Genomic DNA, 26,874 nt, shown 5'->3' with positions numbered 1-26,874 from the left:
ATCAGCATCCTTTATATATTTCCGATTCTCTGTTTGATAGATTTCTCTGATAATTGTCCATCGGAATCTGTGATTGTACTGTTAAGCTGCATGGCAGATTGATCTATTTGTAAATTGGTGTCCAAAACATGATTGAGGCTTTGCAATTTGGAAAACTCATTCAGTGTTAATGTACTCAATCCGTATAAGGATGGAACCAGTAATAAAATCATACAAAATCCAATTGATTTTCTCATTTTTACCCACCTGGAATTCTATTCGTATATTTAACTATATCGTATTGATTTTGTGGTTAAAAGAGGAAAATTTGGAAGGAGCAATAGATTACACGAAAACAAGGAGGTTGTATCATTGTGAAGAAGGATGACCACTATTTATTCATAGATTTTGAATTTACAATGCCAGAGGATCGAAATAATCCGAATGGGTTCTTTCCTGAAATCATTGAATATGGAATTATCGAGGTAAAGAGTGGAACAATAGTCAATCAATACAATTCTTATGTCCTGCCCAGAGTATTTCAGTCGTTAACGAACCGATGTAAGAACTTTTTGCACATTACCGAAGATGATCTTAAGACAGGGGTGGAATTTGATGTTTTTCACAGTTTACTGCGAGAATTGGATCATCCTAACTCTCCAACGATTGCTACATGGGGAAACATGGATATGAAGGTGTTAAAGCAAAACTGTCAGTATTCAGGACATATATTCCCTTTAAAGGGAAAGCAATTGGATTTATCGATTGAGTATCAAAAATTCTTTGGTGACCGAAATCAGACAGGCCTATGGAAAGCAGTTCAGCAATATGGGGACAAGGCTAAAGGCGTTTGGCATCGTGCTTTGGATGATGCCAGAATGACTTATGAACTGTTTACATTAATTGAGCAGGACAGGAGGTATGTGGATAACTATAAGCCAACGACAATCGGAGACGTTGTGGATTTTTCACAGTTATTTAATGGGTTGACGTAAAAAACCAAATCAGTAAAGAGTGATTTGGTTTTTTATGTTTATCATATTGGAAAATACTCGCGCTCTATATTCGATATAGCTGACAAAGACATATCTGACCACTTTGATTCTTCTTTTTGCAATTCCTGTTTTAATGTTTCAAGAGACTGGCGCAGGGATTCTGTGTAATCAGGAATTTCCCCTTTAAACGGTTTCACCATGTTTACCGGGATGTTGGTTTGTTCCCTGTAAGCTAAAGCCTTTCGCTCATGGAAAAAATCAACTTCTGTTTGTTTTGGATGATGAAGATCTCCCTGCATAGGGTGCTTTAATACAGCCAGTATTTTAACAACCATATATCCATTTGTTCGGATATTGGTGATTTCGCCTACATATTTACCGGTTTTATAATGTGCAATCACTTGGTCGCCAATAGTGAGTTCATTCATTTTTATCCCCCATTCATATCTGTTCTTCTCTATCATACCGATGTACCATAATCAATCCTATAAAAAGCTCTTCAGAAAGATGCTTTTTTTTTGAGAATCGTGTAAAGTGAAAAATTGGAGGTAGTTTAAATGAAATGGAAGACCATGATACTATTATTAATAATCCTCCTTGGTGCAGCGATTTGGAATCTGTATATAAAAGATAAGGTATTCCAATCTGGTGATCAAACAACTTTAAAGCTGGATCAAACCATTAAAGAGAAAGAAGGCGAAGATAAAATGACAGTATTACCTCAATTTACAGAAGTACAAGGTAATGAAAGATTAGTGGAGATGGTAACTAATAAAGGTTCCATCCAAATCAAATTATTCCCTGACCAAGCTCCTAAAGCGGTTGAAAATTTCCTGACTCATGCAGAAAATGGATACTACGAGGGGATCATTTTCCACCGCGTGATCAATGATTTCATGATTCAAGGCGGAGATCCAACTGGAACAGGAATGGGTGGAGAAAGCATTTGGGGTAAATCATTCGAAGATGAATTCACGATGGATTTATTTAATTTCCGTGGTGCTTTGTCTATGGCAAATGCCGGCCCTGGTACAAATGGAAGTCAATTCTTTATTGTTCAAAAAGGTGCTGTTGAAGCGAATCTAAAAGGACAAATGGAACAAGCGGGATATCCTCAGGAAGCAGTGGAAAAATACATGGAAATAGGCGGAACTCCTTGGCTTGACCACAGACATACCGTGTTTGGACAAGTTACTGAAGGAATGGATGTTGTAGATGACATCGCAACTACTAAAGTAGGTCCTAACGATAAACCGGTTTATGATGTAGTGATTGAAAAAATCAACATCCTAAAATAATCCCTATAATGTAAGTAGGCTGTCGATGACTCGGCAGCTTTTTTCTTATTTATAAATGAGGATAATCAAATATCACTTATACTCACCCTAGTCGTGTTATAATATGGTTAAAATTCAAATGTTTTCAAATCAGGAAAGGGTGTCTCAAAACATGTCTCAGCCATTAGCGTTTATTATAGGATTATTCTTGTATTTTCCTGAAGATAAAAGAGAATACATTCCAGCCGGATTAACGATGGCCATTTTTACATTATTTGCAGTGTTAACGATGCGGTTTATCATTGTTTATAATCGTAAGCAGGTACAGAAGGCAAAGGAATTGGAAGAAAAATTAAAAGAGCAAAATATTCAATGATGGCTGCACATGCAAAGTGTGCAGTTTTTTTTTGCCGAAATCTGAGTGGATTCTTCTTAAAATTAAACAAGCATTTGCCAGACTGATTGGCAAATGCTTGTTACATAATTAGTTGAGGTCTTGGAATGCTTCGTGCAATCTGCGCAAGCCCTCAGTGAGAGTGTCCTTAGAGCACCCTATATTCATTCGAACAAATCCTTGGCCATCCTGCCCATATTTCGCACCGGGTTCAAGAGCCAATTTCCCTTTATGGATGAGCCTTTCTGTGATTTCAATATCTGATATTCCTAAATCCCGTAAATCGATCCAAACAAGGAAAGATGCTTGAGGAATCATGATGTTTATTTTCGGTAAATGCTTAGAAACATAATCAGTCAGGATTTCAATATTCTCTTCAATTTTGGATACGGTCTCACTCACCCACTCAGCACCATGGGTGTAGGCCGCTTCCATGGCAGTATAGGCAAGTACATTAATGCCCCCAATACCTTGCTTGAGGAATTGCTGTTCCATTTTTAAGAGGTAATCTTTATTTTCACTTAGGATCAGAGAGCCATGCAATCCAGCGATATTAAAGGTTTTACTAGGAGCCATCAGTGTAATAACATCTTTGCTGATGATTCCGGCAGGTGTGTGAATATTGTCATAAAGAATCAGGTCAGCGTGAATTTCATCGGAAATGACAGGCACTTGATAGTGCTGACATAGGCTAATCATTCTCTCAAGGTCTTTCTTTGCCCAAACCGTTCCGCCAGGATTGTGCGGGCTGCATAAGATGAATAATTTTACTCCATTACGAAGCTTGTTTTCAAAGTCTTCAAAATCAATTTCAAATTGATTTTGGTTGATTTTCATTCTATTGGTAACAAGAGTTCGGCCATTACTTTTAACGACATTATGAAATGGACCGTAGACAGGTGTTTGAATCATCACTTGATCTCCAGCTTCAGTAAATGCAAGAACAGCTGCTGATAAGGACGGAACTACACCTGGACTAAAAGAAATATTTTCTCTTTTAAGCGACCATTTATGCTTTTCGTTCATCCAATTTATGATAGCCTGGTATACAGAATCGGAGGCATATGTATATCCGAATATTGGGTGCTGTATGCGGGTAATTAAAGCTTCCTGTACCTGAACAGGCGAAGCCCAGTCCATGTCTGCCACCCACATTGGCCATAAGTCACTGCCTGCGAATAATGAATCAACGTTATCCCATTTATACGAAGCTGTTCCTTTACGATCTATAATGGTTTCTGTATTTGTTGTACTATTCATTTTTTCACCCCGCCTTTATATGATTCCCTTATTTTATCATATATTTACAGACTGGCAGTTTTAGAAGATTTATTAATTGGCTTGTTTTCTCAAATAAATATGGTATGTGAGATGAAAATAATTGATTACATATTCATATGTATAAAATGAGTGTTATAATGGAAAAAGTTTAATTTAAATTAAATTTTCAGATATCTTTATATCTAATGATACTTTTAATGGAGGTGAGGGTATGAACCTTACAGCTAAGGAAATTGAGATTTTGAATATTCTCGAAGAAAACGCCAGAATCCCTCTGGATGATATAGTAAAAATGACAGCAATGTCTAAAGAGGAAGTTGAACTAGCCTTAAAAAAACTGAAAGAATCCAATATTATTGTTGGCTATGCCGCTTTGGTCGATTGGTCGAAAGTTAAAGATCACGAAGGAGTTACTGCCATGATTGATGTGAAAGTAACCCCTAAAAGAGGCGTAGGCTTTGATGAGACAGCAAAACGAATTTATCGCTATGAAGAGGTCACATCCGTTTATTTAATGTCAGGTGCTTATGACTTATCTGTGGTCATTGAGGGCAAGTCGATGAATGAGGTAGCGCGATTTGTTTCAGACAAATTATCGACTCTTGATTCAGTTATTTCTACAACGACTCACTTTATTCTTAAAAAGTATAAACATGATGGGACTGTATTTGCACCTCTTGATGAGGATAAAAGGATTGTGATAACTCCATGATTAAAACGAGTTATCTATCTGATACGGCTCGAGAAATGAAGCCCTCCGGAATACGTAAATTTTTTGATTTGGCAGCAGGCATGGAAGGTATCGTTTCGCTTGGTGTAGGTGAGCCAGATTTTGTTACTCCGTGGCGATACAGGGAAGCTGCTATCCTCTCGATGGAAGAAGGCTATACGTCTTACACAGCAAATGCAGGATTGCTTGATTTACGCGAGGAAATTGCAGCCTATATGAGTAGACGTTTTCAGGTAACATACTCCCCTGAAAATCAAATTATTGTAACTGTAGGTGCAAGTCAGGCAATCGATATCGCCTTACGAGCCATTCTCAACCCAGGAGAAGAAGTAATAGTCGTTGAACCATGCTTCGTATCCTATGCTCCATTAGTGGCATTGGCAGGAGGTAAGCCTGTTTCGGTTGGAACCATGAAAGAATCTGATTTTAAACTGTTACCCGAACAGTTAGAAGCAGCTATAACACCGAAAACGAAGGCGATTATGATTTGTTCACCCAATAATCCAACAGGAACCCAATTGTCTAAGGATGATTTGAAAGCATTAGCTGAAATTGCTATTAAACATGATGTTCTTGTGATTTCCGATGAAATCTATGCGGAACTTGTTTATGATGACGCGTATACCAGCTTTGCAGCCATTGAAGGGATGTATGAACGGACGATTTTAATATCAGGCTTCTCAAAGGGATTTGCTATGACAGGCTGGAGGCTTGGTTTTGTATGTGCAAACAAAGAAATCTCAGAAGCTATGCTGAAAATCCACCAGTATGCGATTATGTGTGCCCCTACATCTGCCCAATATGCTGCTTTGGAGGCCCTGCGATATGGGGCGGGATATGTGGAAGAAATGCGTATGAGCTATAATCATCGAAGAAATTATATTGTTAGTTCATTTAATGAGATTGGTTTGAAGTGCCACACACCGGGTGGAGCATTTTATGCTTTTCCATCCATTGAATCTACTGGCATGAGCTCTGAAGAATTTGCAGAAAAATTATTGATTGAGGAAAAGGTAGCAGTAGTACCAGGTAATGTATTTGGTATAGGCGGAGAAGGGCATATCCGTTGCTCTTACGCTACATCTATCGATCAATTACGGGAAGCCTTAACCAGGATTGAACGATTTTTAAACAATCATTCATAAATTTCCTTAAGGACTTTTACTAAGAGTTTTCTGAGTATAGGGAAAAGATTTTCAAATATAAAAAATGAGGGGGCAACCATAAGTCGTTAAATGACCTATGGTTGCCCCTTTGTTTGGTTGAGGCCAACAGGATGTTGGTCACAAAGGCGTTGCCACACGACGTGGCGTTCTTAGTCTTTGTTCCTTGAAACAGTCGCCTCAGCCTTTTAATCAATCCAGCTTCAACTCCTAGTCCCTCGAGTCATAAGGATAGCCACTGCGGGAGGGAAGAACACCTCCCTGCGTGCCTCTCTCTTATGCTTTTCGGGCCTGGGCAGTCGCCTCAGCCTTTTAGTTAATCTAGCTTCAACGGCTAGAAGCTCAGGACATAAGAAAAGCCACTGCGGGGAAGACCATTCCCTTCGTGGCTTTCTCTTATGCTGCTCGCTTCTGAACGAGCCGTTTCAGCTTTTTAAGTTCCCCATTATCCTTAGGAAGTCGGCTTCGGTTATGTCTTGGGTTTTCTTTAGTATTAATTTCGCTCGCTTTTGCCCCATTGTGTTGATGAGGTGATGGAGTTCGGGATCTAGTTGGCATGGTCCTGTTGGATTGGCGTGCTCCATTAATTCGGAGGCAGGGCAATCCAATGCAGTTGAAATAGTCAGGAGAACCTGGAGGCTTGGTGTTAATTCATTTTCCTCGTATTGCTCAAGTTTGTGAGTGCCGATTCTGGAGCGTAACGCTAGCTCTTCCACACTCATTCCTTTGTCAATTCTGTACTTACGAATATTTTCTCCAATTGTAGCCATTATCAATCCCTCCCGATATTAATAGTTCTCCTTATATTCTACCACCTTACTAAATAATTCCAATAGAGTTCAGGAAGACTAATAAAATTGCGGCAGGGCATACGTAACGGACTAAGATATACCAACCGTTAAACATCCAGTATTTCAATTTCGAGCCATTTTGTAACTCTGTTCTGACTGCATTTTTATCCATAACGTAACCTATAAATATAGAAATAAACAGCGAACCGAGCGGCAGGGCAAGATTTGAAACAATAAAATCTGCCAGATCAAAGAAAGTTTTACCTGCAATATGAACATCGCTTAAGATTCCATAGGATAAAGCACTCGGAATCCCAACAATGAAGGTGATGATTCCAGCCAGCCATGCGGAAGATTTTCGTTTCTCGGGATTTTCTTTTGAAATGACTGCTACAACAATTTCCAAAATGGAAAAGGCGGAGGTAAGAGTCGCAAATAACAATAAGACCATAAAGATGATCATAAAAAATCCTCCGAATGCGATCTCATTAAATACAGCTGGCAGTATGACAAAAACTAGCCCTGGACCTGATGCAGGATCATATCCCAACGCAAATACGGCAGGGAAAATAACAAGTCCTGCTAATAAGGAGATTAAAATATTTAATCCCACAACAGAAAAGCCGGATTTCATCAAATTCTCGTTTTTCGGCAAATAGGAAGCGTAGGTTACCATTACAGATGTTCCCACACTAAGAGCGAAAAAGGCTTGTCCAAGTGCCAGCAATACGGATTCACCAGTGATTTTATTGAAGTCTGGCTGCAAGAAGAATCTAACACCTTCCATAGCTCCATCCAGGGTTAACGATCGAACGGCCAATATAATAAACAAAATGAATAATGCCGGCATCATATACTTGCTTGCCCGTTCAATCCCTTTTTTGATTCCTCCCTGAACCACCCATATTGTCAATAATATGAACAGAATCTGAGAAATGATTGATTCATATGGATTTTCAATAATGTTATTAAATAATGATTCATAATTAGCTACCCCTGTTATCTGCCCAAGTAGACTTCTGCCTAGATAGGATAAAATCCAGCCGCCTACCACACTGTAAAAGGATAGCAACAGAACGGAAGCAATTACACCCATCCACCCCAATAAAAACCATTTAGAATTAGGGGCTATAACTTTATAGGCACTGACTGCATCTTTTTGTGCATTTCGTCCAATGACAAATTCGGCAATTAAAATAGGAGCACCGATAAAAAGTGTGAACGCAATAAATAAAAGGAAGAAGGCTGCACCGCCATTTGTTCCAGCCATGTAGGGGAATTTCCAAATGGCACCCAGTCCAATTGCTGAACCGGCAGCAGCTAAAATAAATCCAATCTTTGATGACCATTGTTCATGTTTTTGCATGTATGCACCTCATAGCTTGTAATCTTATTAATCGTATAATAGTAGCATTATACAGGAATAATTGCCAGAATATTAAATCTGATTGAACAGGTAAGTTATTCCTGTCGGGAAAGGTGTTTATTATTAGGCGATAGGGTAAATAAAAATAGAAGAGTGTGTAGGTCATTTTTGATAATGGCTCAACATTATGCTATAATTTTATATTGCGTATATAAACGAAAAATTTAAACATTTATAGGAGTGTTATTATGACTACAAAATATGAAGTAGGTCAAATTCTTACCGGTAAAGTAACTGGCATTCAGCCTTATGGAGCATTCGTTGCCTTAGACGAAAATACACAAGGACTCGTTCATATTTCTGAAATTACGTACGGGTTTGTGAAAGATATTAATGATCAATTAAAATTAGGCGATGAAGTTAAAGTTAAAGTTCTTTCCGTTAATGAAGAAGCTGGAAAAATCGCTTTATCTATCCGTGCTACAGAAGAGCCGCCAGCAGTTAAACAGGAAGCTCGTAAGCCTAAGAAAAAATCTCAACAAGGTTCAGTTAAAATTCCGCCTGCTGAAACACCACAAGGATTCAATACACTTAAAGATAAATTGGAAGAGTGGATTGAACAATCCAAACGCGAAGATCTTATTAAAAAATAATTGAATAGAAATGCAGAAACTGCCCTCATCACTTGTTTCGACTGTGATGAGGGCAGTTTTTTTGTTGTAAACAGTTATTAATTCCAATTGTTCGTAAATTATCGGATAATATAGACAAGACTCAATTATCGTTTAAATGGGTTTTTAGTCGAATGGAATTATACCTTATACGAATGAAAAACTTAGATAGGGGGCCGATTCATGTGACAAAGACAACTGTTTCCAACGAAGTGATTGAACAAACAGAACAATATGGTGCCAGGAACTATCACCCATTGCCGATTGTTATAGCAGAAGCTGAGGGTGTTTGGGTGAAGGATCCAGAGGGAAACCGATATATGGACATGCTGAGTGCTTATTCGGCTGTAAACCAGGGACATCGTCACCCAAGAATTATTCGAGCTTTAAAGGAGCAAGCAGATCGTGTAACTCTGACGTCAAGAGCTTTTCATAATGATCAGCTTGGTCCATGGTATGAAAAAATTTGTAAGCTAGCAAACAAAGACAAAGCACTTCCTATGAATACTGGTGCGGAGGCGGTTGAAACAGCTTTTAAAGCTGCAAGAAGATGGGCCTATGATGTAAAAGGAGTGGAAAAGGACAAGGCAGAATTTATCGCCTGCACTGGGAACTTTCATGGCAGAACGATGCTTGCTGTTTCTCTTTCTTCTGATGAAGAATATAAAAGAGGTTTTGGTCCAATGCTGCCAGGCATTAAGCTTATCCCATTTGGCGATATAGAAGCTTTAAAGGAAGCGATTACTCCCAATACAGCAGGCTTTTTGATTGAGCCAATCCAAGGTGAAGCAGGAATTAATATACCTTCTGAAGGGTTCCTTAAGGGAGCATATGATGTATGTAAGGCTAATGATGTTTTATTTATTGCAGATGAGATTCAGGTAGGGCTTTGCAGAACGGGCAGGATGTTTGCATGTGAGTGGGAGGATGTTGTTCCTGATATTTATATTTTGGGTAAGGCCCTTGGTGGCGGAGTATTCCCAATTTCCTGTATTCTGGCCAATCATGATATTCTTGATGTTTTTAATCCGGGGTCCCATGGATCTACTTTTGGTGGTAATCCATTAGCCTGCGCAGTATCTATGGAGGCTATTGATGTGTTAGTTGAAGAGAATTTGGCTGGAAAATCCGAACAGCTGGGAGCCTATCTGAGTGAAGAATTAAGGAAGATTGAAAATCCTATTATAAAAGAAATCAGAGGCCGTGGTTTATTTATTGGTATGGAATTAACGGAATCAGCACGCCCATATTGTGAACGGTTAAAGGATGAGGGCTTATTATGTAAGGAAACTCATGATAATGTCATCCGTTTTGCCCCACCACTTATCATTACCAAAGAAGAGCTTGATTGGGCGATTTCAAAAATTAAAAAGGTATTGTCTGTATAAATGAATAGGCCCATCCAAATAAAGGGATGGGCCTATTCTAGATATTATGATTTTGATGGATTTGGTTGTTCCTGGCTGCTTGTTTGTTCGCTTGGCTTGAATAATAATCCAAGATTGACAAGGCCTGCAATTCCAACAAGTGCATAAATAACACGTGCGAAACCACCAGCTTGGCTTCCGCCCCCAAAAACAGTTGCAACCAAATCGAATTGGAAAAATCCGATAAGTCCCCAGTTAATGGCGCCTATAATTGTTAAGACAAGTGCGGTACGTTGTATACCACTCATTTGATTTCCTCCTTCAAAAAGCATGGTTCAGTTATAGAGTGGTTAAAAAAAGAAAATATTATACATGATTTTAGGTTTTATTAATGAAATTAAAGGAATTAAAGATAAAGAAAACGGAATAATAGGGAGGAAATAGAATTATGCAAAATTTTACATATAAAAATCCGACAAATTTAGTATTTGGTAAGGATACAGTTAAAGAACTGAAAAATTTAATACCAGCCGATTCAAAAAATATTTTATTAATTTATGGTGGGGGAAGCATAAAGAAAAATGGCTTATATGATCGTGTTGTTGATGAGCTGAAGCACAGAGAACTAACCTATCATGAATTATCTGGAGTAGAACCAAATCCGCGTATCTCTACTGTGCGCAAAGGTGTCGATATATGCCGAGAAAATGAGGTTGATTTTCTTTTAGCTATTGGCGGAGGTAGTGTTATTGATTGTACGAAGGCAATTGCGGCAGGTGTTGTGTATGAGGGAGATCCATGGGATTTAGTCACCAAGAAAGCCAAAGTAAAGGGCGCTATGCCGTTTGGTACAGTTTTAACACTGGCAGCCACAGGCTCTGAAATGAACTCTGGCAGTGTGATTACGAATTGGGAGACACAGGAGAAGCACGGGTGGGGTTCACCATATACTTACCCTCAGTTTTCTATCCTTGATCCGGTTAATACGTTCACAGTTCCTCGCGATCAGACGATTTACGGAATGGTTGATATGATGTCACATGTGTTGGAAACATATTTTAACCACACAGAAAATACACCTTTACAGGATAGAATGTGTGAATCAGTGTTAAAAACAGTTAAAGAAACGGCTCCGAAATTATTGAACGATATGGAAAATTATCAATATCGGGAAACTATTCTTTACTGTGGAACGGTGGCTTTAAATGGTACATTGAGTGTGGGTATCCGTGGCGATTGGGCAACGCATAATATCGAACATGCTGTTTCAGCTGTCTATGATATTCCTCATGCAGGGGGGCTTGCAATCTTATTTCCAAACTGGATGAAGCACTGTATGCACGAAAATCTTGATAAGTTAGTTAGATTGGGAACTGAGGTATTTGACGTTGATCCAGCTGGTAAATCAAAAGAGGAAATCGCTAATGATTGTATCCGTAATATAAGAGATTTCTGGACAGGAATCGGTGCTCCATCCCGATTGGCTGATTATGATATAGACGATTCCAAAATAGAGTTAATAGCAGACAAAGCAATGGTGAATGGAGAGTTCGGAAACTTTAAAAAGCTTAATAAAGAGGATGTACTATCTATTCTCAAAGCATCTTTATAGTTTGAAAAAAAGGTCTTCCTGTAAGACCTTTTTCTCAATGTTACGAAATGTAAACGCTTGAAATTTTTGAAGCTATTAGTCGCAACTTGATTATCATTTTCGGATTCTGTAAAGTGAAAATGAGGAAACTGAATGGAGGACAAAAAATGACTCATATTAAATTTGATTATTCAAAAGCACTAGAATTTTTCCAAGAGCATGAAGTGTCTTATATGAAGGATACTGTAAAGCAACTGCATCATACAATCCATGAAAAAACAGGAGCTGGTAATGATTATCTTGGATGGTTATCTTTGCCTTCTGATTATGATAAAGAAGAGTTTGCACGTATAAAGAAAGCAGCAGAAAAGATTAAAAACGATTCTGATATCTTATTAGTTATTGGGATTGGCGGATCTTATCTTGGAGCTAGAGCGGCAATTGAAATGCTTCAACACAGCTTCTTTAATATTCTGCCTAGTGAAAAGCGTAAAGCTCCGCAAATCATTTTTGCAGGTAACAATATCAGTTCTACATATATGCGCGATTTAATGGATCTTCTTGAAGGAAAAGATTTCTCGATTAATGTTATATCTAAATCCGGTACAACTACTGAACCAGCGATTGCCTTCCGTATTTTCCGTAAGCTATTGGAAGAAAAATATGGCGCAGAAGCAGCAAAGGGCCGCATTTATGCAACTACAGATAAAGCTAGAGGCGCTTTAAAAACAGTTGCTGATGAAGAAGGGTTTGAAACATTTGTCATTCCTGATGATGTAGGCGGACGTTATTCTGTTCTTACAGCTGTTGGATTACTGCCGATTGCTGCAAGCGGAGCGGATATCGATGTTATCATGAAAGGTGCAGCTGCAGCTGAGCAAGATTATTCTGAATCTGAATTAGAGAACAATGAGGCGTATCAATATGCAGTTGTTCGTAATCTTCTTTATCGTAAAGGGAAAACCATTGAGATGTTGATTAACTATGAGCCATCCTTACAGTATTTCTCCGAGTGGTGGAAACAGCTCTTTGGTGAAAGTGAAGGAAAAGATCAAAAAGGAGTTTATCCATCTTCTGCGAACTTCTCAACTGATCTTCACTCATTAGGACAATACGTGCAGGAAGGTCGCAGAGATCTGTTTGAAACAGTTATAAAAGTAGAAAAGCCACGCCATGAATTAGTTCTTGAAGAGGCAGCAAATGATTTGGATAACCTCAATTATTTAGCTGGACAAACAGTAGATTTCGTGAATAATAAGGCATTTGAGGGTACATTATTAGCTCATACAGATGGCGGAGTTCCGAACTTGGTTGTGAGCATTCCGGCACTTGATGAATATACATTTGGTTATATGGTCTACTTCTTCGAAAAAGCATGCGCAATGAGCTGCTATTTAATGGGGGTAAATCCATTTGATCAGCCAGGTGTCGAAGCATATAAAGTTAATATGTTCGCTTTACTTGGCAAAGCTGGCTTTGAAGAAAAGAAAGCTGAGCTTGAAAAACGATTAAATTCTTAATATTATGTTCGTGCAAAAAATACCCGGTAAATGAACCGGGTATTTTTTATATGTACCATAGTTGAGAATATTAGGTGTTGAAGGCTGCCAATACCAGACATACCTTTCCTTCTATCAGTGGATATTAATAAAGGATCTAAAGGAAGGAAGGGATAACATGATTGAAATACCATCACGTCTAACAAATACTATAACAAATTATGTGTATGCCCATCATCAGCTTGGAAGCCATGGGTTTATCGTTGGCGGGAACTGGGATTATAAGCATGGTTATTTTGATTATCTAATGGATGGCGGTAGTAAATCAAATTATATTAGGATTCCCTTTACCACCATTAAGGGGTCTATAGAAGATAAAAACGGAGTAATCCGCTTTGGGACTCCTTACTTATTATCTTATGAAGCTAAAACCGGTGCCCAATTTTATATGAATCACCACCCATATTCAGATGAATGTGAATTTGATCATTACTCAAATCCATCAGATAATGTGTACGGTGGTGATTCAGGTTTGGAAAGATATTTAGATCTAGGCAGAGTATTAGTAAATGAAGCGGAAATTGCTGTGTTGGGATATGAATAAAATTATCTTGAAGACGGCTCTTGTTCGACTGTTTCTATAATGGTTTGGCTAATAATCGTATTAGTTGCAATAATACGATCTGCACCAGCTCGTTTGGCATTTTTCATTTGAAAGGGAGCCATTATTTCACAAATACAAGTGGCTTCTGGATAAAGGCCTTTAATACACAGTAAGGAAGCGATGACATGCAAATCAGAAGCACGTTCAGTTTTCGAGCGATCTGCTGTTAAAATGATGAATTCACTCTCGGTTACATTTGCATGAATCCATGTCTGTTCATTTGTACTGTCATTTTTCAAAAAAAAGATATGAGTGTCTGGCATTGGATGAGATTCTAATGTCTCGTCTATGATGACTATATTTCTTCGTGGATTCTCCTTATGCCATGTATCGATTAGCATTTTAGTACATTCATTCCAACCAACTATAATAAGATGCTTACGTTTTGTATAGATGGCAGAACCAAGCTGCAGGGCTGTCTGCCGTTTAATCACATAGGATGACATAGATGCGTAGTAGTAAGAAACAAATGCTGCACCAATTAAGATTAATGTACTGGCAGTTAACCTCCCTAAAAGAGTTTTGGGCACAATTTCGCCATACCCCACAGTTGTAATTGATTCAATGGTAAACCATATTCCTTCACCAATGTTGGTAAATGTTGAAGGCTCAATCAGATGCATAAGGATTCCATAGACTAGAATAATGCCAACGATAATAATAATCAGACGAGCAACTAAATGAAGTTTATTGAAAATATACTGAGCAGTATTCATACGTCGTCCTCGCTCTTATCAAAAATCTATTCAATCTAAAATTCCATTGTCCACAACTTTTATTTTAACAGTTGGGTTAATCTCAACTTTTTTTAAATCTAACTTTCCATTCTTCTTATACTCATCAAACAATTTTGGATCCTTAACCATCAGCTTACGGCCAAGCGCGAGTGCATCGCAATTGCTTTTCACTAACGTATCAGTTACTTTTCTAGCTTGTTTCGTTAAGTCCTTAGAAATATGCTTCTCAAGGGTTTTAATTTCGTCCTCTTTAAGCAAACCCTTTGTATATTCAGATACAGAAACCCTTAAGTTTAATGAAACTGTATAGACCGGTTTAGAGTCCTTGATTTTTAATTTTATTTTATGGGTGTTTTTTCGAATAAAAAAGCTAACCTTTTCATCAATTTCATTTTTTTTCTCCGGATTATTTATTGTAAATTGAGTATAGGTTCCTTCTTTGCCAACCATTAATAAGTATAAAGAAGAGTCCTCCCCAATTAAATTTTTACCGGTATAACTTAAGTTATCGAATAAAGCTACTCCCTTTACTTTTACCAGGCCACCCTTAAGTTTTTCTACATAGGGAAGGACAAAATCCTGACCTGGATCAAACATGGCAGGCATAATCGTAGCTAATGATTGCTCAGGAATCATGGAATGGTCTTCTGCACTGTCGAGTAACTCTTGTATGGCTCTACTAATTAAAGTGCCCTTAATATACTCGTCTTTTAAAATGTCTCGTGATTTTCCTTTTGTAATCAAGACTTTTGCGTTTACATTACTTTTTGCATCACGATATAACACATCCAGCAGGGGATAGATATCTGTTTTCGCCAATTCCTCGCCTATTAAAACATTACTTAATTTATTTATTGAGAATTCGCCGGGCGTAATTTGATTCATTTTTTCCCTTAAAATTAATGGAGATGCTCCCTTTACTTTATAACTGGTATTATAGGGTTCTATTTGTCCCCCACCTGCAGGCTTTAATGCACGAATAATTGTAATTAATTCCAGTGGTTCCGGGCCTTTAGCTTTGTCAAAACCTAAACTGAATGCCAGGGAAGTTTTAGATAAAAAATTTTGGTCCCAGCATCCTGTGGTAGCAATCAATATTGATAATATTAAACCTATCTTTAATAGTTTCATGGATCAATCACCTGCCTGATTTTGATGACTCTGGTTTATTTTTCGAATCATAGCAATAGCCAGTAGAAGAATGGGAAACCCTATCATGAACACATAAGTAAAGGGTAGCAAATAATTATTAAGACGAATCATGTTATCCTGCGCTTCCGGAAAAAGAGCACATAGAAGTGAGATTATCAAAGTAATAACCAATACAATGATTTTTTTGTTCTTGAATCGAGTATTTTCTGATATTCCTATTCCTGCTATAAAAATATATAGGACATAGGAAACGAGCATTGGAGAAATCCAGGCGCACATAATAATCAAATCCATCCGTTCAAAAATGCTAAGTATCGTCAATATTTTTAGTAAATAGAGAACTGGAATTGGAACTAGACCTAATGAATATGTACCAAAATGGGCAAGACAGATTACTAATAAAACAAGATAAATCAATGAAATAGTCAGGATTGAAAAAGTAATTACTCTTTTTTTTGTTTTTAATTTGTCATGAAGAAGTGGTAATAATACAAGTAATGAACTTAGGCCTGCATAACCAATCCCCATATGATATGAACCATTCAAAATTTTAGTAACCGGAACATCCCCAACTGGCAGTAGAAATAAAAGATGCATTTTAGGAATGGCAAAAGAAATAGAGAACAGGAGAAAGCCTGTTAACGCCAGGAATGTTATGCCGCTGAACCGCGCGAGTGTAGTTATCGTCCCTTTGGCTATATAGAGTCCCATTAAAATAAAGATTAGGTAAACAACAAATAGCGGTGTGACAGGCAGTGTCCATTCCTTTGATAAATACGTAAAATATAAAGCCGTATAGGTAGCAAGGCCAATGAAATAGATGATATACAGCCAATTCATTATTTTTCCGATCCATTTGCTTGTTAGAATCTCTGTCATTTGGAATAGATTCTTATCCGGTAATCGTTTATGCAATGAAAAGATGACCCATCCAATTAGTTGAAAGAAGATTAAAGTGATGATGGCAGATATCCAGGCATTATGTTTACTATGCTCATTAACAAGATAAGGAATGGCAAAAATCATGACAGAGCTAACGGATTGGACGGTTAAAAAGTATAATTGGTGAGCTGACAATAACTTTTTATTAGAAGCTATCATAGTCCATTTAACTCTCCTTCTTAAATGGTATTTTGAATAGCATTTTCGACAAGCTTTTAAAATTAAACGGCGCGACCGGTGCTAAATAAGGTTTTCCCATAGATTCCAATTCACATAAATGATAGATAATTAAAGTGAATCCAATCGCTATTCCAACTAAGCCAAAAATATAAGTTATAATGATGAGCGGGAAGTTTAGAATACGAATCATTTGTGCGACTTCCTGATTTGGAATAGTAAATGCCGAAATGGCTGTAATCGCAATCACGATTAACATCGTATTAGAAACCAGGTTAGCCTGAACAATTGCAGTACCTATGACCAAAGCACCTACCACACCAATCGTTGGTGAAACGGAACTGGGTAAACGGATGGCGGATTCCTTAAGAAGTTCCAATATGACCACCATAATAAGAGCTTCGATTAAGGGGGAGTAGGGAATGTTCTCCAAAGATCCTTTAACATTTGCTACAAGATTTAACGGGATAATCTCGAAATCAAATGATACAAGAGCGATATAAAATGATGGTAAGGTAATGGCCAGAAATAAGGCAAACAGGCGTAAAATCCGTTCAAATGAGCTTATATAAAAACGGCTTTCAATATCATCCGCTGCATGAAAAAAAGTAAAGAATGTAATTGGCATCAGGAAGACAGTAGAGCTTCCTTCAGTCATTAAGCCAACGGCACCCATTGATAAGTGATGTGCAACCCGATTAGGTTTTTCTGTATTCAAAATTTGCGGAAATGGTGAATAAACTGAGTCTTCTATATAATTTTGAATAACTTCTGTATTGATAGCTGTATCAAGATGAATAGAGTCTAATTTTTTTTCTATTTTTTCTATAACCTCCGGGTCTGCTTTCCCATTTATATAAAAAAGAGCGGCAGTAGCCTTTGGATATGAACCAAGTGTTTTTGTTTTAACCACCAAGTTCTCCGTTTTGACCCTTTTTCTTATCAGATTTAAATTATCTTCAATTTTCTCTACAAACCCTTCATGAGAACCACGTATACTTTGTTCCGATGCAGGTTCCTCAATAGAACGAGTCTTAAAATCTGCTGCTTCTACTAAATAACAGGCTGTATCACCTTCTTTAAACAGAGCAATATTACCGTCGAGCATATTATTAATAATATCTTCAAAACAGGTATAAGCAGAAACATGTGCCACAGGTAAGTTAGCAGGGCTGAGTGAAGAGTTAATCACTAATGGTTCTATCAGAAAGTGATCAATAATATCCTTTTTAACGATTGTTTTGATGAATGCCATTCCATATTTTTGATCACCATTTGAGAAATAACGTGTATCGAAATCTTGTGTACTAGAAAAGGCTGTTTTCAGTTTTTCAATATTATCTTCTACATGACAGGTTGTTTGTAAGCTCCGTATATCTGGAGTAGATGCCTCGTTCGATTGTACTTGTTCGTTAGTCTGGTTTGTCGTTCTCTTTTTAAAGAATTTCATATCCATCACCTAAACCTTAATTGATAAACGTTAGTATTAGTTAACTAAGGAATATTATTCAAATGATTGCAGGTGTGCTGGATTATGAATTGCTGCAAAACTTGATTGAAAATAAGATAGCCAAAAGTAATAGTAAGCAAATTAGGTCTTTGATTCATGGATAATTCTGGAGTTAAATCTTTTTGATTTAGTTTAGAGGGGGAGGAATATAAAAACCTCCGTTTACATTGATTTAAACGGAGGTTTATCTGTTATAAAATTTACTTTGTATTTGGATACTCAATTTCCTTTCTCCATTTTTTACGGTCCCTTTTATCTATTATCCATAAAAAAATAAATCTAAGTCCTAAGATAATGGAGATAAATACACCGGTTAATGTTACAAATAATGCTAAGTATTCGAGCCGATTATAACTTGATAATAAACTGGACCAATTTATATTCCCTTTAAGCTGTTCAGAAACTAAATTCATTCCGAATATTCCAGTTATGACAGAATAGAGAGTTAAAATTTGTAAAAGCATATTACCTTGTTTAGATGTGAAATTTTCTTGATATTGATTTAAACTTTGCAGCGTTGCACGTGTATCCTCGAATAGATCGTCTACCTTAAACCTTTCTCTTAGCCGGATAAAAATATCACGGCCCTTTGAGTTGGTTGCCAGTTCAAAAAAATAATAATTGGATGAGAAGGCATTGATCGCATGAATTAATTTTTCCACTTGTTTTGTATCCTGTGAAATTCTCACACGTGAGTATTCGTTTGCCACCTTAAGCAAGGTGATTTTATGAAATAAAGTGAGCATTAATCCGTAATAGTATTCGCCATAAAAAGTACTGGCAATATTATTAAATGCTTCATTTGTACGATTGGTTATACAAGCAATTCCCTGTTCATCGGGTATGTAATAAGTAAACGGTGCCCAACGGGTATAAACGATCGACTCCATATATTGATCAATAAATTGTTGATTATTGCAACTGATATATGGCTTTTTATTTTGGGAATACCCATCCAGATTACCTAATCGGTAAACATCGTAATCCTCAATTTTTTCATCAGGTACTAATCCAATCAAGGACTGGACGTATAAATGATTATTTTCAAAAAATGGGAAGGATTCAAAGTAAGCATTATCTTCAGTGCTATCATCCATATATTTTTTAATTTCAGGCATGAGACAATCTAGCAAAAAGCGCTCAACATGTTCGAACTCCTGATCTTCATAGATTATTTTGGAAGTCGGCTGATTTTGTTCCATGATTCTAAATTCTGAAGCAAAATGAATAGCTTCAGTAAGATCCAATGATTGATCCTGGTCTTCCAAGTGAATACGTATGGTTAAAAAACCTAACTGATATGGACACACGGTTATATCAATGGATTCAACTACAAATCTTGTGTTGCAATACTTTGTCTTTAATGTACTAGGAACCTGATACATTTTCGAATACCGTTGAAATCCTTTTCCATCCTCCTTTTTAGGGAACATAATTCGATTTGTAAAAGGAAGAAAAAAATTTTCCATGTTCTCGTGATTTATTTCAAACCTGCCATAGAAATCATCTTCTTTTTCAAGGTTATCCAGTCTAAACCATTTAAACTGATTTTTTTTCAATTTCTCAACCAAATCATCTTCCTTTCCGCGTATAAGCGAAAATGGGAATACAAATTGGAAGTTGGCACTAGAAACCTGTTTTTCAGTTATCGAGAGCTCTTTCATGAGAAAAATTCCTTTCTAAGTACTTAATAAGCTTATTGAAGGTTTTTACCCTTGAAAGCGTAAAGTTAATCTGGATAAATTTTACGAAAAAAACACACAGATTGGATAAACCTGTGTGTTTTACTCTATTAATATTGGTAATATGGGTTTGAATATTGTGATGGATCTGTGGCAAATTCCTCATAGGAATACGGATCGCGACCTTGAGATGAAAAGCCTCCGTAACCTGATTGTCCTTGACCCCATCCTTGGCCCCACTGCTGTCCTTGCCAGCCGTGATGTGGGAATCCGTGGCCTCCGCCATGTCCGTGATGTTGATGATGGTGATGGCCTGGATGGTAAGGCATATGGTGTCCATATCCTCCGCCTGAATAATGAGGGTATCCCATACCGCCGTGATATCCGTGATGATGTTGATGATGGCCCATACCACCACCATAATGACCGTGTTGCCCATGTCCATAACCGCTGCCATAATAGCCTTGTTGTCTCATTTCATGTGGGAAATTTACATTTTGCTGATCATATTCATTTGGCATTCCATTCACTCCTTCTGAACTGGTTCCTTATAGTATATGTGTCTATATAAAGAAGGAGCTTATTCGTCTAAAAGATGGGCGATGGCTCAAACAGAATGTATTGTATTATTTCCTTTTGTATGGTTTGTCTCTTTAATTTGCTTCCTTCTCTTTTTCCGTTCCAAAGTAGGCTCTAAATACCTTTTTCCCAATATCCATATTCATACGATGTCCATTTGATTGATACGCCCACGGTACTACAACACTTATAGCGATTTCCGGATTATCATGTGGTGCGTACGCAGCAAATGTGATATTCCATGTTTCCGGTTGTTCGGTTCCTGGTGTCCATTTTGGTCCATCATAGAAGGCTTCTGCTGTACCTGTCTTGCCAGCTGGTCTATATGGTTCTCTACCCATTTCTTTGTATCCGGTTCCTGTTGACGTTTGGGTAACAAGCCGTAACCCTTCTTTAACACGATTAATCCAATCTTCATTCATACTCAATTGGTTTTGGAATTTAGGTTCAATTTCTTGGAAGATTGGTCCAAGTTTTCCTTTTTCAAGTACTGGTTCACGAAGCTCCTTAACAACACGAGGCTGAATACGATATCCACCATTGGCGATGGTAGAGATATATTGCGCAAGCTGCAACGGAGTATATGTGTCATATTGCCCGATCGCCAAGTCCATCAGTTTACCGGCACCCAATTCTGTCCCCTTGTAGCCAATTTGTTCTCCGGGCAGATCGATACCTGTTCGTTTACCCAATCCAAACTCATAGAAATGATTTCGCATCATATCAAATGCTTCAGGTTTTACAGATAATGGTCCGTTCGGAACATAATTGCCTTCACCAATTGCAATAGCTGTTTTAAACATATACACATTGGATGATCGCTGTAAGGCAGTTAAGTCAGAAACGTACCCCATATTTGTATAGGATTTTTTTATCGGTGTTTCTTTTATGATCATTGGAGCATCATATAGAGTGGTTCCGGGATTAAGAACCCCTTCCTGATAACCGGTTAATACGGTGGCTGCTTTGACTGCCGACCCCATTGCATATGCAGTTGTATAAGTCCCTTGGGCAAAGTCCTTCATTTCATATTTATTTTTTTCGTCATCCCAAACATATTGTTTGCCTGCTAACGCTAATATTTCGCCAGTATTAGGATTCATGGCTACAACAAATGCTCGATCAAGATAAGGTGCATAATACGCTGCTTTTTTAGCTCTTAACTCTTCTTCAATAATGGTTTCCACTTTCTTTTGGAAATCTATGTCAATTGTCAGAACTAGGTCCTTTCCACGTTGACCATCACTAAGTTCTTCTATGGATAAAATATTTCCGCTTTTATCGAGTTTGTTTTTTGACTTAGCTTTTTGGCCATGTAAAATATCTTCATATTGAAGTTCAAGGTTTGAAACACCGACACGCTCGTTAAGACTGTATCCACGGGAAGAATAATATTCGACCTTTTCCTTTGGGAGACCTTCATCAGATGAGGTTGTTCTGCCAAGGATAGATCTTAAAGTACTGTCAAGCGGATATGCACGATTCCAATCGACTGAGGTATCGACTCCAGGCAATTCATCCAGATTTTCAGTGACCCGAGCCATTTCTTCATCGGTGACATCCTTATTCTTAACAATTTGTGGAGTCAAGTATGTTCCGCTGTTAAACTTACGGAAAATAGCGAGAGTTTTTAACTCTGCCTTTGTGAATGAAGATAACTCTTCTTCAGTGATACGCTCGAGCTGAAGTTTATATAATTCTTTATCCTTCTTATCAGAAAGCTCTTTTTTTGTTACTTTTTTCCCTGCTACCTTCGGATTCATAATAATCCAAAAGTCCTTGAGGTCCCGTTCTTTTATATCTTCCAGGTCATCTTTACTAATATCGATTAATTCAGATAGTTTCTCGGCTGTCTCTACCATTTCCTTTGTTTTTGCTGTTTTACTGCGCGTATAGGTGATTGCATTGACAGGTTGATTATCAACTATTAATTTATGATTTTTATCATAAATCAGGCCGCGTGGTACAGGTTTGTTAATGGTGATATCCTCTGTCCTTTCGACTTCTTTCTTGAAGGATTCACCATGAGCAATCTGTAAAAATCCTAATCGTAAAATTAAGGCTGTGAATAGTAAAAAGACAACAAAAAGTAATATATTTGTTCGCGTATTAACGGATTGCTTTTTTTTCTTTTTCTTTCGTTGGGGATTCTTCAATCTCTCAACCTCCAAAAATTATAAAAACTGTCTTATTTTCATTTTAATGGATTAATATGGATATTACTATTGATTTTGTTCTATTTTCATATTCAATTCGCAAGGGCGAAACAAATGATTGTTTTTAGATGAAAAAGAATGGGAAACTAGTAAATAGTATCTTTTTTACTTTAGGGAGGGGAATATAGGGATGAAGAGTATATGCTTTCCACAACAAATGTATATTAATGGAGAATGGAGAGACAGTGAAAATACAATAAATGTATATAATCCAGCTACATGCGAGGTGATAGGAAGCGTTCCGAATGGATCTGAATCTGATGCAAAGGATGCGGTTGAGGCAGCTTATAAGAGTGGAGTGGCATGGTCAAAATTTACTGCAGAGGAGCGGAGTACAAAACTCCGGGAATGGTCCAGATTAATAGATGTACATATAGATGAATTAGCAGAAATTATGACGCTTGAGCAGGGTAAACCATTTGAAGAGGCGAAAGGGGAATTACGCTACGCCAACAGTTTTATTACCTGGTTTGCTGAAGAGGGTAGACGTGTATACGGCGAGACAATCCCGGCATCTTCACCTAATAAACGGATATTCGTTCAAAAACAGCCTGTCGGGGTGATAGCAGCGATTACACCTTGGAATTTTCCGGCTGCCATGATTACGAGAAAAGTGGCACCGGCATTGGCAGCAGGATGTACGGTTGTTCTGAAGCCATCTGAAGAAACACCATTCACAGCCTTGAAATTGATTGAGTTGGCTGAAAAAGCTGATATCCCTGCCGGAGTCATTAATATTGTTACAGGTGATGCAAAGCGTATCGTGTCTGTTTGGCAGAAGGATTCAAGAGTCCGCAAAATTACATTCACCGGTTCGACTGAAGTAGGGAAGATTTTAATGAAAGATGCTGCAGATACGGTGAAGAAGATTTCTCTCGAACTAGGAGGACTTGCGCCTTTTATTGTAACAAAGCATGCTGATATTGAAAAAGCAGTTCAGGGAGCAATCGATTCCAAATTCCGTAATGCGGGTCAGACGTGTGTATGCGTCAACCGGATATTTGTCCAACAATCAATTATGGATGAATTTACTAATCTATACACGGAAAAAGTCAAACAATTAAAGGTAGGCAATGGATTGATAAAGGGAAATAATATTGGCCCGCTCATAAATGAGGAAGCTGTAAAAAAGGTTATGTCACACCTCGATGATGCGAAAGAAAAGGGCGCAACCATTCTTACAGGTGGATATGTTCCGAAAGACATGCCGGGACATTTTATAACTCCTGCAATTATCTCGGGTGCGACTGATGATATGCTGTGTATGAAAGAAGAAACCTTTGGCCCAATTGCTCCAATTTCAGTGTTTGATCAAGTTGAAGAAGCGGTAGAACGTGCAAATCATACACCATTTGGATTGGCTGCTTATGTTTTCTCGGATAATATTCGGGAGGCTGTTTGGATAGCTGAAAATCTGGAATATGGGATTGTTGGAGTTAATGATGGGTTGCCTTCAACAGCGCAGGCACCTTTTGGAGGATTTAAAGAGAGTGGACTGGGCAGAGAAGGAAGCCATTATGGAATAGATGAATATTTAGAGATTAAATACATTTCACTGGGTTTATAAAGAAGAGTGAGGGATTGTATCTATATGATGAAAAAATTTGAAAATCTTGATCGCGTAGGGAATGATCATACATTTCTGGATATGTATCGGTGGAATAAAGAACGGCGGAGAAAACAAAAGGATTTAAAAACTCAAATTAGCCGTGTTGATAACCCGCAGATTGAGGAGCTAAAAAGAAATCAATCCCGAACTTCTATAACCTGGATTGGCCATTCAACCTTTTTAATTCAAATGGCAGGGATAAATATTTTGACTGACCCAGTTTGGGCGAGGCGGATGGGTGTTCAAACCCGACTGACAGAACCGGGTTTGAAGATAGATGACCTACCATCAATCGATGCCGTTTTAATTTCTCATGGACATTATGATCATCTGGATTTCCCGACCATCCAAAAATTGAAGGGTGACCCGGTTTATTATGTACCCATTGGTCTGGGAAAAGCTTTCTTAAAAAGAGGGTATGGGAAAGTTCATGAAGCAAACTGGTGGGAGACATTCGTACATGGAGATGTATCTTTTCATTTTGTTCCTGCGCAGCATTGGACAAGACGAGGGGCTTTTGATATGAATACTTCCCACTGGGGAGGATGGGTGATTGAAAAAGTCAATACATCTGAAAAGGTCTATTTTGTTGGAGACACAGGTTATTTCAGAGGATTTAAAGATATAGCGGAGAAGTTCCAAATCAATTATGTACTTATGCCAATTGGAGCATATGAGCCTGAATGGTTTATGGCAAGCTCTCATATTAATCCTGAAGATGCTATCAAAGCATTTTTAGAATTGAAGGGGGACTATTTTATCCCTATGCATTACGGTGCCTATCGATTGGCTGATGATACAGGACCAGAAGCATTAGAGCGATTGTTGGATGAGTGGAGCAGGAGACAGTTGCAGAAAGAACAATTGAAGGCATTACTAATAGGAGAGACTTTGTGGGGGAATTAACAAGGGGCAGTCGCTAATATATTTATGCGACTGCCCCTTGTTTAATTTATTGGCCTTTTTTCAAGACGATTTGCCATTCAGCACTGCCTGTTTGTTCAAAATTAGTAATCTCATGACCTTCTTTTGCGGCCCAGCGCGGAATGCTTTCTGTTCCTTGGGTGCAATCAAAATTGATGATTAATTCTTCGCCAACAGCCATTTCTACCATTGCCACTTTCGCCTCTTCTAGTGGGAAGGGGCAAACCATTCCGTTTGTCTCGAGTACTTTTGCCATAATGTATACCCTCCTATTAAATTAGGCCACCGCTGTATTACCGGTACCTGCTTTTTGTTTTTTTTGTTTTCGGATAATTGTAAAGTAAGTAGCCGTCCATGTTCCTAATAAGAAGAAGACAACAGCAACCCAGCCTTGCCAAGTAAACAGAGCAGTATTTACAAGCCCATTTCCGATGGTACATCCGCCTGCAAGCGATGCACCAAAGCCCATGATAAGTCCACCGCTAGCATTGTATGCAAGTGTTCTTTTATCCGGAAGGCGCCATTTGAATTCATTGCTGCCGCGAGCGGCAATATAGGATCCAAGGCCAATACCAAGTACAAGGAAAACTCCCCAGTTTAATAGGGATGTATCACCATTAACAAAGAATGTTAACAACTGTGCGGTTGGAGTTGTGATCCCAAGACCGGCCATTCGCCCTGTTGCTTCACTTAAAGGCCATGCAAGAATAGCGATGAGGCCAACGAGCAGCGCCGTGATGAATGGATGCCAGCGTTTCTCAAATAAAATATGGGCAATCCCTGTTTTCTGTTGTTTCATTTTAAAGGATGGCAGCTTAGGCTGTTTTAAGTTACGGTATACGAAAAATCCAATAAGTAATGCAAAAGCAATGACAAGTACCCATGGAGATAGGTTGAAAGTTTCATGGATATACGTATCGCTGGTTCTATAGGATAGTACATTTCCGCCCACAGCGCTTAATATCCCAAACTTAGTCATTGCGGCACCAAGTGCATAGCCGCCTAATGCAATCCAGCTCCCAATTAACCCTTCACCAGCCCGATACCAAGTACCAGTAGCACATCCTCCGGCTAGAACCATACCAATTCCGAAGATAAATCCGCCAACAATCGTTCCTAACCACGGAAATGCATCCGCTTGGATGGTGATGATTCCGTTAGCTGCAAGTGCATATACACCAATTGCCTGAATGGCAATAACGATCATGGTTGCGAGAAACATGCGTCCATCCCTAGCGAGAAGCAGGTCACGGTATGCTCCGACAACACAAAAACGTCCTCTTTGTAAGACAAAGCCTAAGAGAAGTCCGACGATAAGGCCATAACTAATAATTTGTATCATGATGAGATCCCTCCGTTGTTTGGATAGATGTATATTACAATAAACCTTATAAGATTACTACGAATTAAAGGAAGATTGTATAAAAATGATTCTTAAGTAGGAGTTTAAATGGATTTCACCTGTAACTTAGTAGGAATGCCTTTTTTGAGTTTTTATTACAAAAGCCTAAGTTGATGAAACCTTTCAGCGATCGTTGGGTTAAAGGAATATTATTTTAGAAGCAATTTTACAGGTGC

Annotated in this window: 27 protein-coding genes; 12 read left to right on the top strand and 15 right to left on the bottom strand. The window is 38.1% G+C overall.

Translation table 11 applies throughout. The features are described from left to right. Positions 1 to 11: 11 nt before the first annotated feature. On the bottom strand, positions 12 to 236 hold the full coding sequence (locus AC4BHP_RS11640; protein WP_066106641.1) for a hypothetical protein: 225 nt from the start codon (positions 234 to 236) through the stop codon (positions 12 to 14). 117 nt (positions 237 to 353) lie between these two features. Here AC4BHP_RS11640 and kapD point away from each other — a divergent pair, with 117 nt between their 5' ends. Further along, a complete protein-coding gene (gene kapD, locus AC4BHP_RS11635; RefSeq protein WP_490552366.1) occupies positions 354 to 974 on the top strand; it encodes a 3'-5' exonuclease KapD in 621 nt (206 codons plus the stop codon). A 41-nt stretch (positions 975 to 1,015) separates the two neighbouring features. On the opposite strand, the gene kapB is transcribed toward kapD, so the two are convergent. Further along, on the bottom strand, positions 1,016 to 1,402 hold the full coding sequence (gene kapB, locus AC4BHP_RS11630) for a kinase-associated lipoprotein KapB (protein WP_139892300.1): 387 nt from the start codon (positions 1,400 to 1,402) through the stop codon (positions 1,016 to 1,018). Positions 1,403 to 1,531: 129 nt separating this feature from the next. Here kapB and AC4BHP_RS11625 point away from each other — a divergent pair, with 129 nt between their 5' ends. Continuing rightward, positions 1,532 to 2,272 carry a peptidylprolyl isomerase gene (locus AC4BHP_RS11625; RefSeq protein WP_077248121.1) on the top strand — a complete coding sequence of 247 codons (741 nt, stop codon included), beginning with the start codon at positions 1,532 to 1,534 and terminating at the stop codon, positions 2,270 to 2,272. 151 nt (positions 2,273 to 2,423) lie between these two features. Then, the gene (locus AC4BHP_RS11620) at positions 2,424 to 2,627 is read left to right on the top strand and encodes a hypothetical protein (RefSeq protein WP_066106649.1); all 204 of its coding nucleotides are present in this window, start codon (positions 2,424 to 2,426) and stop codon (positions 2,625 to 2,627) included. A 108-nt stretch (positions 2,628 to 2,735) separates the two neighbouring features. Here the strand turns inward: AC4BHP_RS11620 and AC4BHP_RS11615 are convergent, their stop codons facing one another. Further along, the gene (locus AC4BHP_RS11615; protein WP_066106652.1) at positions 2,736 to 3,905 is read right to left on the bottom strand and encodes a MalY/PatB family protein; all 1,170 of its coding nucleotides are present in this window, start codon (positions 3,903 to 3,905) and stop codon (positions 2,736 to 2,738) included. Positions 3,906 to 4,137: 232 nt separating this feature from the next. Here AC4BHP_RS11615 and AC4BHP_RS11610 point away from each other — a divergent pair, with 232 nt between their 5' ends. Beyond that, a complete protein-coding gene (locus AC4BHP_RS11610) occupies positions 4,138 to 4,638 on the top strand; it encodes an Lrp/AsnC family transcriptional regulator (RefSeq protein ID WP_066106655.1) in 501 nt (166 codons plus the stop codon). Beyond that, positions 4,635 to 5,801, top strand: a complete 1,167-nt coding sequence (locus AC4BHP_RS11605; RefSeq protein ID WP_066106660.1) for an aminotransferase — start codon at positions 4,635 to 4,637, stop codon at positions 5,799 to 5,801. Before AC4BHP_RS11610 ends, AC4BHP_RS11605 begins: the two co-directional genes overlap by 4 nt. A gap of 443 nt (positions 5,802 to 6,244) precedes the next feature. On the opposite strand, the gene AC4BHP_RS11600 is transcribed toward AC4BHP_RS11605, so the two are convergent. Together AC4BHP_RS11600 and AC4BHP_RS11595 are read right to left on the bottom strand one after the other, a co-directional pair. Beyond that, positions 6,245 to 6,589 (bottom strand): helix-turn-helix domain-containing protein, encoded by a 345-nt coding sequence (locus tag AC4BHP_RS11600; RefSeq protein ID WP_490552361.1) that lies wholly within the window; start codon positions 6,587 to 6,589, stop codon positions 6,245 to 6,247. A 49-nt stretch (positions 6,590 to 6,638) separates the two neighbouring features. Beyond that, on the bottom strand, positions 6,639 to 7,976 hold the full coding sequence (locus tag AC4BHP_RS11595) for a sodium-dependent transporter (protein ID WP_140461709.1): 1,338 nt from the start codon (positions 7,974 to 7,976) through the stop codon (positions 6,639 to 6,641). A 248-nt stretch (positions 7,977 to 8,224) separates the two neighbouring features. Between AC4BHP_RS11595 and yugI the strand changes: the two genes are divergently transcribed. Together yugI and AC4BHP_RS11585 are read left to right on the top strand one after the other, a co-directional pair. Then, positions 8,225 to 8,629 (top strand): S1 domain-containing post-transcriptional regulator GSP13, encoded by a 405-nt coding sequence (gene yugI, locus AC4BHP_RS11590; protein WP_140461708.1) that lies wholly within the window; start codon positions 8,225 to 8,227, stop codon positions 8,627 to 8,629. Positions 8,630 to 8,832: 203 nt separating this feature from the next. Beyond that, on the top strand, positions 8,833 to 10,035 hold the full coding sequence (locus AC4BHP_RS11585) for an ornithine--oxo-acid transaminase (RefSeq protein ID WP_187393487.1): 1,203 nt from the start codon (positions 8,833 to 8,835) through the stop codon (positions 10,033 to 10,035). A gap of 44 nt (positions 10,036 to 10,079) precedes the next feature. Here AC4BHP_RS11585 and AC4BHP_RS11580 read toward each other — a convergent pair whose 3' ends face one another. Continuing rightward, positions 10,080 to 10,322, bottom strand: a complete 243-nt coding sequence (locus AC4BHP_RS11580; RefSeq protein WP_066106678.1) for a DUF378 domain-containing protein — start codon at positions 10,320 to 10,322, stop codon at positions 10,080 to 10,082. A 140-nt stretch (positions 10,323 to 10,462) separates the two neighbouring features. Here AC4BHP_RS11580 and AC4BHP_RS11575 point away from each other — a divergent pair, with 140 nt between their 5' ends. The 3 genes from AC4BHP_RS11575 to AC4BHP_RS11565 all read left to right on the top strand — a co-directional run bounded on the left by AC4BHP_RS11575 (position 10,463) and on the right by AC4BHP_RS11565 (position 13,708). Beyond that, a complete protein-coding gene (locus tag AC4BHP_RS11575) occupies positions 10,463 to 11,626 on the top strand; it encodes an iron-containing alcohol dehydrogenase (protein ID WP_066106679.1) in 1,164 nt (387 codons plus the stop codon). Between the two features lie 146 nt (positions 11,627 to 11,772). Continuing rightward, positions 11,773 to 13,125 (top strand): glucose-6-phosphate isomerase, encoded by a 1,353-nt coding sequence (locus tag AC4BHP_RS11570; protein ID WP_066106687.1) that lies wholly within the window; start codon positions 11,773 to 11,775, stop codon positions 13,123 to 13,125. Positions 13,126 to 13,282: 157 nt separating this feature from the next. Further along, the gene (locus tag AC4BHP_RS11565; protein WP_148630737.1) at positions 13,283 to 13,708 is read left to right on the top strand and encodes a YugN family protein; all 426 of its coding nucleotides are present in this window, start codon (positions 13,283 to 13,285) and stop codon (positions 13,706 to 13,708) included. A 2-nt stretch (positions 13,709 to 13,710) separates the two neighbouring features. Here the strand turns inward: AC4BHP_RS11565 and AC4BHP_RS11560 are convergent, their stop codons facing one another. From AC4BHP_RS11560 to AC4BHP_RS11530, 7 genes are all read right to left on the bottom strand, one after another. After that, entirely contained in the window at positions 13,711 to 14,484 is a 774-nt protein-coding gene (locus AC4BHP_RS11560; protein ID WP_066106697.1) for a potassium channel family protein, read from the bottom strand. A gap of 30 nt (positions 14,485 to 14,514) precedes the next feature. Continuing rightward, the gene (locus AC4BHP_RS11555) at positions 14,515 to 15,636 is read right to left on the bottom strand and encodes a Ger(x)C family spore germination protein (RefSeq protein ID WP_148630739.1); all 1,122 of its coding nucleotides are present in this window, start codon (positions 15,634 to 15,636) and stop codon (positions 14,515 to 14,517) included. A gap of 3 nt (positions 15,637 to 15,639) precedes the next feature. Beyond that, the gene (locus AC4BHP_RS11550) at positions 15,640 to 16,758 is read right to left on the bottom strand and encodes a GerAB/ArcD/ProY family transporter (RefSeq protein WP_139892311.1); all 1,119 of its coding nucleotides are present in this window, start codon (positions 16,756 to 16,758) and stop codon (positions 15,640 to 15,642) included. A gap of 7 nt (positions 16,759 to 16,765) precedes the next feature. Next, entirely contained in the window at positions 16,766 to 18,226 is a 1,461-nt protein-coding gene (locus AC4BHP_RS11545) for a spore germination protein (RefSeq protein WP_181162020.1), read from the bottom strand. A gap of 260 nt (positions 18,227 to 18,486) precedes the next feature. Continuing rightward, entirely contained in the window at positions 18,487 to 19,950 is a 1,464-nt protein-coding gene (locus AC4BHP_RS11540; RefSeq protein ID WP_140461706.1) for a hypothetical protein, read from the bottom strand. A 128-nt stretch (positions 19,951 to 20,078) separates the two neighbouring features. Next, complete coding sequence (locus tag AC4BHP_RS11535; protein ID WP_490552357.1) at positions 20,079 to 20,489, bottom strand: hypothetical protein; 411 nt, start codon at positions 20,487 to 20,489, stop codon at positions 20,079 to 20,081. A 132-nt stretch (positions 20,490 to 20,621) separates the two neighbouring features. Then, positions 20,622 to 22,703 (bottom strand): penicillin-binding transpeptidase domain-containing protein, encoded by a 2,082-nt coding sequence (locus AC4BHP_RS11530; protein WP_225983623.1) that lies wholly within the window; start codon positions 22,701 to 22,703, stop codon positions 20,622 to 20,624. 190 nt (positions 22,704 to 22,893) lie between these two features. On the opposite strand from AC4BHP_RS11530, the gene AC4BHP_RS11525 reads away from it, so the two are divergent. Together AC4BHP_RS11525 and AC4BHP_RS11520 are read left to right on the top strand one after the other, a co-directional pair. Next, positions 22,894 to 24,330 carry an NAD-dependent succinate-semialdehyde dehydrogenase gene (locus tag AC4BHP_RS11525; protein ID WP_490552355.1) on the top strand — a complete coding sequence of 479 codons (1,437 nt, stop codon included), beginning with the start codon at positions 22,894 to 22,896 and terminating at the stop codon, positions 24,328 to 24,330. A gap of 24 nt (positions 24,331 to 24,354) precedes the next feature. Further along, positions 24,355 to 25,278, top strand: coding sequence for an MBL fold metallo-hydrolase (locus AC4BHP_RS11520; protein ID WP_373925484.1), 924 nt, complete (start codon positions 24,355 to 24,357; stop codon positions 25,276 to 25,278). 46 nt (positions 25,279 to 25,324) lie between these two features. Here AC4BHP_RS11520 and AC4BHP_RS11515 read toward each other — a convergent pair whose 3' ends face one another. Together AC4BHP_RS11515 and AC4BHP_RS11510 are read right to left on the bottom strand one after the other, a co-directional pair. Then, the gene (locus AC4BHP_RS11515) at positions 25,325 to 25,552 is read right to left on the bottom strand and encodes a sulfurtransferase TusA family protein (RefSeq protein WP_139892323.1); all 228 of its coding nucleotides are present in this window, start codon (positions 25,550 to 25,552) and stop codon (positions 25,325 to 25,327) included. 21 nt (positions 25,553 to 25,573) lie between these two features. Further along, positions 25,574 to 26,638: a YeeE/YedE family protein gene (locus tag AC4BHP_RS11510; protein WP_139892325.1), complete on the bottom strand. Its 1,065-nt coding sequence runs from the start codon at positions 26,636 to 26,638 to the stop codon at positions 25,574 to 25,576. Positions 26,639 to 26,874: the final 236 nt, after the last annotated feature.

The organism is Pradoshia sp. Z4_20 (assembly GCF_058216035.1).
The sequence above is the reverse complement of the archived record's forward strand: the minus strand, read 5'-3'. Positions and strand labels throughout refer to the sequence as shown.